Consider the following 11,959-nt stretch of genomic DNA (forward strand, 5'->3'; position numbering starts at 1 on the left):
TTGCCAGTTGGAATAAGAAAGGACTTCATGAAACGTCTGCTGCTAACTGCGGTTCTCACCGTATTGATGATCGCCGAAGTTCACGCCGAGTCCTTCACTATCTCTGATATTCGCGTCAATGGCCTCCAGCGGGTCTCCGCGGGTAGCGTCTTTGGTGCCTTGCCGTTAAACGTCGGCGAGCAGGCGGATGATCGGCGCCTGGTGGAATCCACTCGTGCGCTGTTCAAAACCGGCTTCTTTCAAGATATCCAGCTGGGTCGTGACGGCAATGTCCTGGTCATCACTGTTGTCGAGCGCCCGTCGGTCGCCAGTATCGAGATCGAAGGCAACAAGGCGATCTCCACTGAAGACCTGATGAAAGGCCTCAAGCAGTCCGGTCTGGCCGAAGGCGAAATCTTTCAGCGCGCTACCCTCGAGGGCGTCCGTAACGAGCTGCAGCGCCAGTACGTTGCGCAAGGTCGCTACTCGGCCACCGTCGACACCGAAGTGGTGCCGCAGCCGCGTAACCGCGTAGGTCTCAAGGTCAACATCAACGAGGGCACCGTAGCGGCCATCCAGCACATCAATGTGGTGGGCAACTCGGTTTTCCCTGATGAAGACCTGATCGACCTGTTTGAACTCAAGACCACCAACTGGCTGTCGTTCTTCAAGAACGACGACAAGTACGCCCGTGAAAAACTCTCCGGTGACCTGGAGCGCCTGCGTTCCTATTACCTGGACCGTGGTTATATCAACATGGACATCGCTTCGACCCAGGTGTCCATCACCCCGGACAAGAAGCACGTCTACATCACCGTCAACGTCAACGAAGGCGAGAAGTACACCGTTCGTGACGTCAAGCTCAGCGGTGACCTGAAGGTCCCTGAAGACCAGGTCAAGTCGCTGTTGTTGGTGCAGAAGGGCCAGGTGTTCTCGCGCAAGCTGATGACCACCACCTCCGAGCTGATCACCCGTCGCCTGGGTAACGAGGGTTATACCTTCGCCAACGTCAATGGCGTGCCGCAGCCGCATGATGAAGACCATACCGTCGACATCACCTTCGCCGTGGACCCAGGCAAGCGTGCCTACGTCAACCGTGTCAACTTCCGTGGCAACACCAAGTCCGAGGACGAAGTGCTGCGTCGTGAAATGCGCCAGATGGAAGGTGGCTGGGCTTCGACCTACCTGATCGACCAGTCCAAGACCCGTCTGGAACGCCTGGGCTTCTTCAAGGAAGTCAACGTCGAGACTCCGGCAGTGCCGGGCGTCGATGACCAGGTCGATGTGAACTACAGCGTTGAAGAGCAGGCTTCCGGCTCGATCACCGCCAGTGTCGGTTTCGCCCAGAGCGCCGGCCTGATCCTGGGTGGCTCGATCACCCAGAACAACTTCCTGGGTAGCGGTAACAAGGTCAGCATCGGCTTGACCCGCAGCGAATACCAGACCCGCTACAACTTCGGTTTCGTGGACCCCTACTGGACCGCTGACGGCGTGAGCCTGGGCTATAACGCCTTCTACCGCACCACTGACTATGACGAGCTCGATTCCGACATTTCCAGCTATGCGGTGGACAGCTACGGTGTCGGTGCCAACGTGGGTTACCCGATCAGCGAGACCTCGCGGCTGACGTTCGGTATTACCGCTCAGCACGACAAGATCAACACTGGTAAGTACACCGTTGACGAGATCTTTGACTTCGTTAACAAAGAAGGCGACAGCTACCTGAACTTCAAGGCGTCTGCCGGCTGGTCCGAGTCGACCCTGAACAAAGGCGTGTTGGCGACCCGTGGTCATTCCCAGAGCCTGGTTTTGGAAACTACGACGCCTGGTAGTGACTTGTCGTTCTTCAAACTCGACTATCGCGGTCAGCTGTTCCAGCCGTTGACCGACACCTACACCATGCGCCTGCACACCGAACTGGGCTATGGTGACGGCTACGGGTCGACCGATGGCCTACCGTTCTACGAGAACTACTACGCCGGTGGTTTCAACTCGGTTCGTGGTTTCAAGGACAGTACTCTTGGTCCACGCAGCACCCCGAGTAAAGGCAACAATCCGGGTACTGTGGAAGACCCGGATCAGGACCCACTGCCGTTCGGTGGTAACGTGCTGATTCAGGGTGGTGTTGAAGTCCTGTTCCCGATGCCGTTCGTCAAGGATCAACGCTCGCTGCGTACCTCGGTATTCTGGGACGTGGGTAACGTCTTCGATTCCAAGTGTGAAAACACCACCAACGCCAACGGCACCAAGTCCAACACTCAGTGCAACGACATCAGCCTGAGCAACTTGGCCAGTTCCGTGGGTGTAGGCGTGACCTGGGTCACCGCGCTGGGTCCTTTGAGCTTCGCGCTGGCGATGCCGATCAAGAAACCGGATGACGCTGAAACTCAAGTGTTCCAATTTTCCCTCGGCCAGACGTTCTAAGCGTCTGACCCAAGATAACGACAATGGATTTTGTAGGAGTGCATCGTGCGTAAGTTGACTCAATTGGTTCTCCTGGCGACCGTACTGGTCGCAGGTCCGGCTTTTGCCGACATGAAAATCGCCGTGCTGAACTATCAGATGGCCCTGCTGGAATCCGATGCGGCGAAGAAATACGCCGTGGATGCCGAGAAAAAATTTGGTCCGCAACTGACCAAGCTCAAGAGCCTGGAAAGCAGCGCCAAGGGTATTCAGGATCGTCTGGTAGCCGGTGGCGACAAGATGGCTCAGGGCGAGCGCGAGCGTCTGGAGCTTGAGTTCAAGCAAAAGGCCCGTGACTTCCAGTTCCAGTCCAAGGAGCTGAACGAAGCGAAAGCCGTTGCTGACCGTGAAATGCTCAAGCAGCTCAAGCCAAAACTCGACAGCGCAGTGGAAGAAGTCATCAAGAAAGGTGCTTTTGACCTGGTCTTCGAGCGTGGCGCAGTGATTGATGTCAAGCCTCAGTACGACATCACGCGTCAGGTCATCGAGCGCATGAATCAGCTGAAGTAATCCATGACAGCGACTATCAAGCTCGGCCAGTTGGCCGAGTTCCTCGGCGCCACCCTGCGTGGCGACCCGGAGAAGGCAATTACTGGGCTAGCCACTTTGCAAGAGGCTGGCCCAGCTCAGTTGAGCTTTCTGGCAAATCCTCAATACCGCAAGTACCTGGCCGATAGCCGGGCCGCCGCGTTGTTGCTCAAGGCTGCTGATGCCGAAGGGTTTGCTGGCGATGCGCTGGTCGTGCCGGATCCGTACCTGGCGTATGCGCGCATCTCCCATCTGTTTGACCCCAAGCCTAAATCAACCGCTGGCATTCACCCCAGCGCGGTGATCGCGGCGGATGCCGTGGTTGATCCCTCGGCAAGCATCGGTCCTTTTGTTGTCATCGAAAGCGCGGCCCGAATTGGCGCCGGTGTCACGTTGGGCGCCCATTGCTTCATCGGCGCGCGCAGTGAGATCGGTGAAGGGGGCTGGCTGGCGCCGCGGGTCACGCTGTATCACGACGTGCGTATCGGTAAGCGGGTGGTGATTCAGTCTGGCGCGGTGCTGGGCGGTGAAGGGTTCGGTTTCGCCAACGAGAAGGGCATCTGGCAAAAGATCGCTCAGATCGGCGGCGTCACCATCGGCGACGACGTCGAGATCGGCGTCAACACTGCGATTGACCGGGGTGCGCTGGCCGATACGGTCATTGGCAATGGCGTCAAGCTCGACAACCAGATCCAGATCGCCCACAACGTCCAGGTCGGTGACCACACCGCCATGGCCGCGTGCGTGGGCATCTCCGGCAGCACCAAGATTGGCAAGCACTGCATGCTCGCCGGTGGCGTGGGGCTGGTGGGACATATCGATATCTGTGACAACGTATTCCTGACCGGGATGACCATGGTGACCCACTCGATTACCGAGCCCGGTGCCTATTCTTCCGGTACGGCGATGCAGCCGGCAGCCGAATGGCGCAAGAGTGCGGCCCGTCTCCGTCAGCTCGATGACATCGCGCGACGCCTGCGGCAGTTGGAAAAGCGTGTAGGGGACGTGACCCCTGACGGTAATGCTTCATCAGATGGCTGATACCATTTCCATATCAAGTGTGCACAGCCGTTAGGGCATCCTTGATTTGCTAGCGGAGTGCGCGTCACTCGTGCGCTCCCAATCTTTACATAGGCTTCCCCCCGAAATGATGGACATCAACGAGATTCGCGAATACCTGCCTCACCGCTACCCGTTCCTGCTGGTGGATCGGGTGGTGGACCTGGACGTTGAAGGCAAGCGCATTCGCGCCTACAAGAATGTCAGCATCAATGAGCCGTTCTTCAATGGTCACTTCCCCGCGCATCCAATCATGCCAGGCGTACTGATCATCGAAGCGATGGCTCAGGCTGCCGGGATCCTTGGTTTCAAAATGCTCGACGTGAAGCCTGCCGATGGCACGCTTTACTACTTCGTTGGCTCCGACAAGCTGCGTTTCCGCCAGCCGGTCACTCCGGGCGATCAGTTGATCCTCGAAGCCAAGTTCATCAGTTGCAAGCGCCAGATCTGGAAGTTCGAATGCCAGGCTTCGGTCGACGGCAAGCCGGTCTGCTCCGCTGAAATCATCTGTGCGGAACGCAAACTATGAGTTTGATTGACCCTCGCGCAATCATCGATCCGACGGCCGTCCTGGCCGCCGATGTCGAGGTCGGCCCGTGGTCGATCATCGGCGCAGGTGTGGAAATCGGCGAGGGTACGGTGATCGGCCCCCACGTAATTCTCAAGGGGCCGACCCGGATCGGCCGGCACAATCGCATCTACCAGTTTTCTTCGGTAGGCGAGGACACGCCCGATCTCAAGTACAAAGGTGAAGAAACCCGCCTGGTCATTGGCGATCACAACGTGATCCGCGAAGGCGTGACGATTCACCGCGGCACCGTTCAGGATCGTTGCGAAACGACCCTGGGCGACCACAACCTGGTCATGGCCTACGCCCACATCGGCCATGACAGCGTTATCGGTAACCATTGCATCCTGGTCAACAACACGGCGCTGGCTGGCCATGTCCACGTTGACGACTGGGCGATCCTGTCCGGTTTCACCCTGGTCCACCAGTATTGCCATATCGGCGCCCACAGCTTCTCTGGCATGGGCACCGCCATCGGCAAGGACGTCCCGGCCTATGTCACGGTGTTTGGCAACCCGGCCGAAGCCCGCAGCATGAACTTCGAAGGCATGCGCCGTCGTGGTTTCAGCGAAGAGGCGATTACTGCGTTGCGTCGCGCCTACAAGGTTGTGTACCGCCAGGGCCTGACGGTCGAGCAGGCGCTCGCCGAGCTGGCCGAAGCGTCGGTGCAGTTCCCGGAAGTCGCGACATTCCGTGATTCCATCCAGTCTTCGACCCGCGGCATCACTCGCTAACCATGGCTAATTTGCGCATCGCGCTGGTGGCGGGAGAGGCTTCCGGTGACATTCTGGGCGCCGGTCTGATGCGGGCGCTCAGGGCGCAGCATCCGGCGGTCGAATTCATGGGGGTCGGCGGGCCGTTGATGCAAGCCGAAGGGCTGACGTCTTATTTTCCGATGGAACGCCTGTCGGTGATGGGGCTGGTGGAAGTGCTCGGTCGCCTGCGGGAGTTGCTGGCCCGCCGCAAGAAGCTGATCCAGACCCTGATCGACGAAAAGCCGGATGTGTTCATCGGCATCGATGCACCGGATTTCACCCTCAATATCGAACTCAAGTTGCGCCAGGCTGGTATCAAGACGGTGCACTATGTCAGCCCATCGGTCTGGGCCTGGCGGCAGAAGCGCGTGCTGAAGATCCGCGAAGGCTGCGACCTCATGCTGACGCTGCTGCCGTTCGAAGCCAGATTCTACGAAGAGAAGGGCGTGCCGGTGCGGTTTGTCGGGCATACCCTGGCCGATACCATCCCCCTGGAAGCCGACCGCGATGGCGCTCGCCAGGCGTTGGGCCTGCCTGATGGACCGCTGGTGGCGTTGATGCCTGGCAGCCGAGGTGGCGAAGTGAGTCGTCTGGGTGGCTTGTTCTTCGATGCCGCCGAACGTCTTCGGGCGCTTCGTCCTGGTGTGCGTTTTGTCCTGCCGTGTGCCAGTCCAGAGCGCCGGGCACAGCTTGAAGCGCTTTTGATCGGTCGCGATTTGCCGGTCACCCTGCTTGACGGTCGCTCCCATCAGGCGCTGGCTGCGTGTGATGCGGTGTTGATTGCGTCCGGCACTGCTACCCTTGAGGCGTTGCTGTACAAGCGCCCGATGGTGGTCGCCTATCGCCTGGCGCCGCTGACGTTCTGGATTCTCAAGCGTATGGTCAAGAGCCCTTACATCTCCTTGCCGAACTTGTTGGCCCAGCGTTTGCTGGTGCCTGAGTTGCTGCAGGACGAGGCGACGGCCGATGCACTGGCAAAAACCCTTTCGCCCTTGATCGACGGCGGCCAGGAACAGACCCGGGGCTTTGACGAAATCCACCGTACCTTGCGTCGCGATGCCTCCAATCAGGCCGCAGACGCGGTGCTGACCCTGATTGGCGCAAAACAATGAGTAACGTGAAGCTACAAATGGGCCTGGATTTCAACCTGGTCGCCGAAGTGGAAGAACTGGTAGCCGGTGTCGACGAGGTGGGTCGCGGCCCATTGTGCGGTGCCGTGGTGACGGCGGCGGTGATCCTTGACCCGAACCGGCCGATCCTTGGTCTCAACGATTCCAAGAAACTCACCGAAGCCCGTCGCGAAAAGCTCTACGACGAAATCTGCGAGAAGGCCCTGAGCTGGTGCATCGCCCGGGCCGAAGTCGAAGAGATCGACGAACTGAATATTCTGCACGCCACCATGCTTGCCATGCAGCGTGCCGTCGAGGGCCTGCACATCACGCCGAAACTGGCGATGATCGACGGCAATCGTTGCCCGAAACTGTCGATGCGCGCCGAAGCGGTCGTCCAGGGTGATGGCAAGGTGCCGGCCATTGCGGCGGCATCGATCCTGGCCAAGGTCAGCCGTGACCGGGAAATGAGCGCCTTCGAATTGATCTACCCGGGTTACGGCATCGGTGGCCACAAGGGCTACCCGACGCCCGTTCATCTGGAAGCCCTGGCGCGCCTTGGGCCAACGCCGATCCACCGGCGCTCGTTCGCGCCGGTACGGCTGGCCTATGAAGCCCGCGAAGGCTTGATCATAAGCAGTCAGAGCCCTGTTTCTTAAAGATCAACGCTGCCTTTGCCAGGCAAGGCAATCATGGCTGATGTTTTACCCAAGGCTCGGTACAATCCGGGCCTTGTTGTTTTCATGACTTAACGCAGGATCACTATGCCGGCTTCATTCGTTCATCTACGCCTGCACACTGAATATTCCCTGGTCGACGGTCTGGTGCGGATCAAGCCCCTGGTCAAGACCCTGGTGGGCATGAACATGCCTGCCGTGGCGGTCACCGACCAGAACAACATGTGTTCGCTGGTCAAGTTCTACAAGGCCTCCATGGGTGCCGGGATCAAGCCGATCTGCGGCGCCGACCTGTGGCTGTCGAACAAGGACCCGGACGCGCCGTTGAGCCGTATCAGCCTGTTGGTGATGAACGCGGTGGGTTATCGCAACCTCACCGAGCTGATCTCCCGCGGCTTTATCGATGGCCAGCGCAACGGTTCGATCATCATCGAGCGCGAGTGGGTGGCTGAGGCCAGCGAAGGGCTGATCATGCTGTCGGCGGCCAAGGAGGGCGAAATCGGCCTGGCCCTGCTCAGTGACAATGCCGAAGAGGCCGAGGTACTGGCCCGCGACTGGATGGCGGTGTTTCCCGATCGCTTCTATATCGAGGTGCAACGCACCAACCGTCCCAACGACGAAGAGCACCTGCATGCCGCCGTGGCCCTGGCCGACCGGATCGGTGCACCGCTGGTGGCGACCAACGATGTGCGCTTTATCAAGCAGGAAGACTTCGAAGCTCACGAAACCCGCGTCTGCATCGGTGAGGGCCGGGCCCTCGACGATCCTCGTCGTTCGAAAAATTACAGCGATCAGCAATACCTCAAAAGCGCCGAGGAAATGGCCGAGTTGTTCAGCGACCTGCCCGAGGCGCTGGAAAACACCGTCGAGATCGCCAAGCGCTGCAATATTGACGTGAAGTTGGGCAAGCACTTCCTGCCCAACTTCCCGATCCCCGATGGCATGACCATCGACGAGTATTTCCGCAAGGTGTCCTTCGACGGCCTCGACGAGCGCCTCAGTGTCCTGCTGCCCAAGGACACCACCGAAGATTACGAAGCCAAGCGCCAGGTCTATGTCGACCGGTTGAATTTCGAGCTGGATATCATCATCCAGATGGGCTTCCCCGGTTACTTCCTGATCGTGATGGACTTTATCCAGTGGGCCAAGAGCAACGGTGTGCCGGTGGGCCCTGGCCGGGGGTCGGGCGCCGGGTCGCTGGTGGCCTATGTGCAGAAGATCACCGACCTCGACCCGCTGGAATATGACCTGCTGTTCGAACGTTTCCTCAACCCGGAACGGGTTTCCATGCCCGACTTCGACGTCGACTTCTGCATGGATGGCCGCGACCGGGTGATCGACTACGTGGCCGAAAAGTACGGTCGCAATGCCGTGAGCCAGATCATCACCTTCGGTTCCATGGCCGCCAAGGCTGTGGTCCGTGACGTGGCGCGGGTGCAGGGCAAGTCCTATGGCCTGGCGGATCGTCTGTCGAAGATGATTCCGTTCGAAGTCGGCATGACCCTGGAAAAGGCCTACGAGCAGGAAGAAATCCTGCGGGACTTCATCAAGGTCGATGAAGAGGCCGCCGAAATCTGGGAGATGGCCCGCAAGCTCGAAGGCGTGGTGCGTAACGTCGGCAAACACGCCGGTGGTGTGGTGATCGCACCGACCAAGCTGACTGACTTCTCGCCGATCTATTGCGATGAAGAGGGCGACGGCCTGGTGACCCAGTTCGACAAGGACGACGTCGAGGCGGCGGGCCTGGTGAAGTTCGACTTCCTGGGGCTGCGGACCCTGACCATCATCGACTGGGCGCTGAAAACCATCAATCGCGAGCGGGCCAAGGTTGGCGACGCGCCGCTGGACATCGCTTTCATTCCGCTGGACGACAAGCCGACCTACAGCCTGTTGCAAAAAGCCGAAACCACGGCGGTGTTCCAGCTTGAATCCCGGGGCATGAAAGAGCTGATCAAAAAGCTCAAGCCCGACTGCCTCGAAGACTTGATCGCACTGGTGGCCCTGTTCCGTCCGGGCCCGCTGCAATCGGGCATGGTGGACGACTTCATCAACCGTAAGCACGGGCGCGCCGAACTGGCGTACCCGCACTCGGATTATCAGTACGAAGGCTTGAAACCGGTGCTGGCACCGACCTACGGCATCATCCTGTATCAGGAACAGGTGATGCAGATTGCCCAGGTCATGGCCGGTTATACCCTCGGTGGCGCGGACATGCTGCGTCGGGCCATGGGTAAGAAAAAGCCCGAGGAGATGGCCAAGCAGCGCGGCGGCTTCATTGACGGTTGCGCCACCAACGGCATCGACCCTGACCTGGCCGGTAACATTTTCGACCTGGTGGAAAAATTCGCCGGCTACGGCTTCAACAAATCCCACTCTGCCGCCTACGGCCTGGTGTCGTACCAGACCGCGTGGCTGAAGGCGCATTACCCGGCGCCGTTCATGGCCGCCGTACTGTCGGCGGATATGCACAACACCGACAAGGTCGTGACCTTGATCGAAGAAGTGCGGACCATGAAGCTGCGCCTCGACGCACCGGACGTGAACGCTTCGGAGTTCAAGTTCACGGTGAACGACGAGGGCCGCATCATCTACGGCCTGGGCGCCATCAAAGGCGTGGGTGAGGGGCCGGTGGAGGCCATCACCGAAGCGCGTCAGGACGGGCCGTTCAAGGACCTGTTCGATTTCTGCGCCCGGGTCGATCTCAAGCGCATCAATAAGCGCACCCTCGACGGTTTGATCCGCAGCGGCGCCCTGGACCGGCTGGGCCCTTACTTCCAGGACGAACCCAAAGCCTACCAGGCCAACATCGACCGCAACCGCGCGGTGTTGCTGGCGGCGATGGAGGAAGCGATCAAGGCCGCCGAGCAGACCGCCCGCACCCACGACAGCGGCCACGCCGACCTGTTCGGCGGTCTGTTCGTCGAGGAAGATGCCGATGTCTACGGCAATCATCGCAAAGCCAAGGAGTTGACCCTCAAGGAGCGCCTCAAAGGTGAGAAAGACACCTTGGGCCTGTACCTCACCGGGCACCCGATCGACGAGTACGAAGGCGAAATTCGCCGGTTCGCTCGCCAGCGCATTATCGATCTAAAGCCGGCTCGCGATACGCAAACCGTCGCCGGTATGATCATTGCCCTGCGGGTGATGAAAAACAAAAAGGGCGACAAGATGGGCTTTATCACCCTCGACGATCGCTCCGGGCGCATCGAGGCCTCTTTGTTTGCCGAGGCGTTCCATTCGGCGCAGTCATTGTTGCAGACCGACGCGATGGTGGTGGTGGAAGGCGAAGTCAGCAACGATGACTTCTCCGGTGGCCTGCGGCTGCGGGTCAAGCGGGTGATGAGCATGGAAGATGCCCGTACCAACCTCGCTGAAAGCCTGCGGCTGAAGCTGCAGACCCAGGATCTTAAAGGCGATCAGCTACGCTGGTTGGGCGAGTTGTTCAAGCGCCATCGCGGTGCCTGCCCGATCACCATGGAGTACGTGCGCCCCGACGCCAAGGCTGTGTTGCAGTTCGGCGAAGGGTGGCGGATCGATCCAGCGGACGCGTTGATTCAAGCCTTGCGTGACCAGTTCGGCAAAGACAACGTCTTCCTCCAATACCGTTGACGGCCAGGTGCCACTCTTGACCTATAGAGCGACCCTGATCTCGACTCGGATTTTTAATCTCGACCTGAACGCGCCTCTCCCTTAAGGTAGGGCGCGAATAGACAACCGGCCGGCCCAAGCTCTCTTGGACGTCGACCCAAGACGGACGCCTATGAACCCGAATTTTCTAGATTTCGAACAGCCGATCGCCGACCTGCAAGCCAAGATCGAAGAGTTGCGCTTGGTCGGTAATGACAATTCGCTGAATATCGGCGATGAAATCTCTCGTCTGCAGGACAAAAGCCGCACGCTGACCGAAGACATCTTCGGCAAGCTGACCAGCTGGCAGATCGCACGCCTGGCGCGTCATCCGCGTCGTCCATACACCCTGGACTACATCGAACACATCTTCACTGAGTTCGATGAGCTGCACGGCGATCGTCACTTCTCCGACGACGCCGCGATCGTCGGTGGTGTCGCCCGTCTGGACGACCAGCCGGTGATGATCATCGGTCATCAGAAAGGCCGCGAAGTGCGCGAGAAAGTGCGACGCAACTTCGGCATGCCGCGTCCGGAAGGCTACCGCAAGGCGTGCCGCCTGATGGAAATGGCCGAGCGCTTCAAGATGCCGATCCTGACCTTCATCGACACCCCAGGGGCCTACCCGGGCATCGACGCTGAAGAGCGTAACCAGAGCGAAGCGATTGCCTGGAACCTGCGGGTGATGGCACGGCTGAAAACCCCGATCATCGCCACCGTGATCGGTGAGGGTGGTTCCGGCGGTGCACTGGCCATTGGCGTTTGCGACCAGCTGAACATGCTGCAATATTCCACTTATGCGGTGATCTCGCCGGAAGGCTGTGCCTCGATTCTGTGGAAAACCGCCGAGAAAGCACCGGATGCCGCTGAAGCCATGGGCATCACTGCCGAGCGTCTCAAAGGCCTGGGTATTGTGGATAAAGTGATCAGCGAGCCAGTGGGCGGCGCCCACCGCGATCCGGCTGCGGCTGCGGCGTTGATTCGCGCCGAGCTGAGTTCGCAACTGTCGATGCTGAAGAAATTCGACAACGACGCGTTGCTGACCCGTCGCTACGAGCGGTTGATGAGCTACGGTCTGTAACTGACTGCGATACCCCATGTGGGAGCGAGCCTGCTCGCGATAGCGGATTAACATTCAACGGATGAGTTGACTGATACGCCGCTATCGCGAGCAGGCTCGCTCCCACATTTGAT

Annotated in this window: 9 protein-coding genes; all 9 read left to right on the plus strand. The window is 59.5% G+C overall.

All coding sequences use genetic code 11. The features are described 5' to 3' along the window. Positions 1-27 precede the first annotated feature (27 nt). Entirely contained in the window at positions 28-2,403 is a 2,376-nt protein-coding gene (bamA, locus tag ACA047_RS06420) for an outer membrane protein assembly factor BamA (protein WP_497357706.1), read from the plus strand. 45 nt (positions 2,404-2,448) lie between these two features. Beyond that, positions 2,449-2,952, plus strand: coding sequence for an OmpH/Skp family outer membrane protein (locus ACA047_RS06425; protein ID WP_497357708.1), 504 nt, complete (start codon positions 2,449-2,451; stop codon positions 2,950-2,952). A gap of 3 nt (positions 2,953-2,955) precedes the next feature. Next, positions 2,956-4,011, plus strand: coding sequence for a UDP-3-O-(3-hydroxymyristoyl)glucosamine N-acyltransferase (gene lpxD / locus ACA047_RS06430; RefSeq protein ID WP_497357710.1), 1,056 nt, complete (start codon positions 2,956-2,958; stop codon positions 4,009-4,011). A 106-nt stretch (positions 4,012-4,117) separates the two neighbouring features. After that, the gene (gene fabZ / locus ACA047_RS06435; RefSeq protein WP_003184897.1) at positions 4,118-4,558 is read left to right on the plus strand and encodes a 3-hydroxyacyl-ACP dehydratase FabZ; all 441 of its coding nucleotides are present in this window, start codon (positions 4,118-4,120) and stop codon (positions 4,556-4,558) included. After that, positions 4,555-5,331: an acyl-ACP--UDP-N-acetylglucosamine O-acyltransferase gene (gene lpxA / locus ACA047_RS06440; RefSeq protein WP_497357712.1), complete on the plus strand. Its 777-nt coding sequence runs from the start codon at positions 4,555-4,557 to the stop codon at positions 5,329-5,331. The genes fabZ and lpxA overlap by 4 nt, the downstream gene beginning before the upstream one ends. 2 nt (positions 5,332-5,333) lie before the next feature. Continuing rightward, on the plus strand, positions 5,334-6,464 hold the full coding sequence (gene lpxB, locus ACA047_RS06445) for a lipid-A-disaccharide synthase (protein WP_497357714.1): 1,131 nt from the start codon (positions 5,334-5,336) through the stop codon (positions 6,462-6,464). Beyond that, complete coding sequence (gene rnhB, locus ACA047_RS06450; RefSeq protein WP_497357716.1) at positions 6,461-7,120, plus strand: ribonuclease HII; 660 nt, start codon at positions 6,461-6,463, stop codon at positions 7,118-7,120. Before lpxB ends, rnhB begins: the two co-directional genes overlap by 4 nt. 105 nt (positions 7,121-7,225) lie before the next feature. Further along, a complete protein-coding gene (dnaE, locus tag ACA047_RS06455; RefSeq protein WP_497357718.1) occupies positions 7,226-10,747 on the plus strand; it encodes a DNA polymerase III subunit alpha in 3,522 nt (1,173 codons plus the stop codon). A 151-nt stretch (positions 10,748-10,898) separates the two neighbouring features. Beyond that, a complete protein-coding gene (locus ACA047_RS06460; RefSeq protein WP_497357720.1) occupies positions 10,899-11,846 on the plus strand; it encodes an acetyl-CoA carboxylase carboxyltransferase subunit alpha in 948 nt (315 codons plus the stop codon). The last annotated feature ends 113 nt before the right edge of the window (positions 11,847-11,959 follow it).

The organism is Pseudomonas sp. LBUM1664, assembly GCF_059695895.1.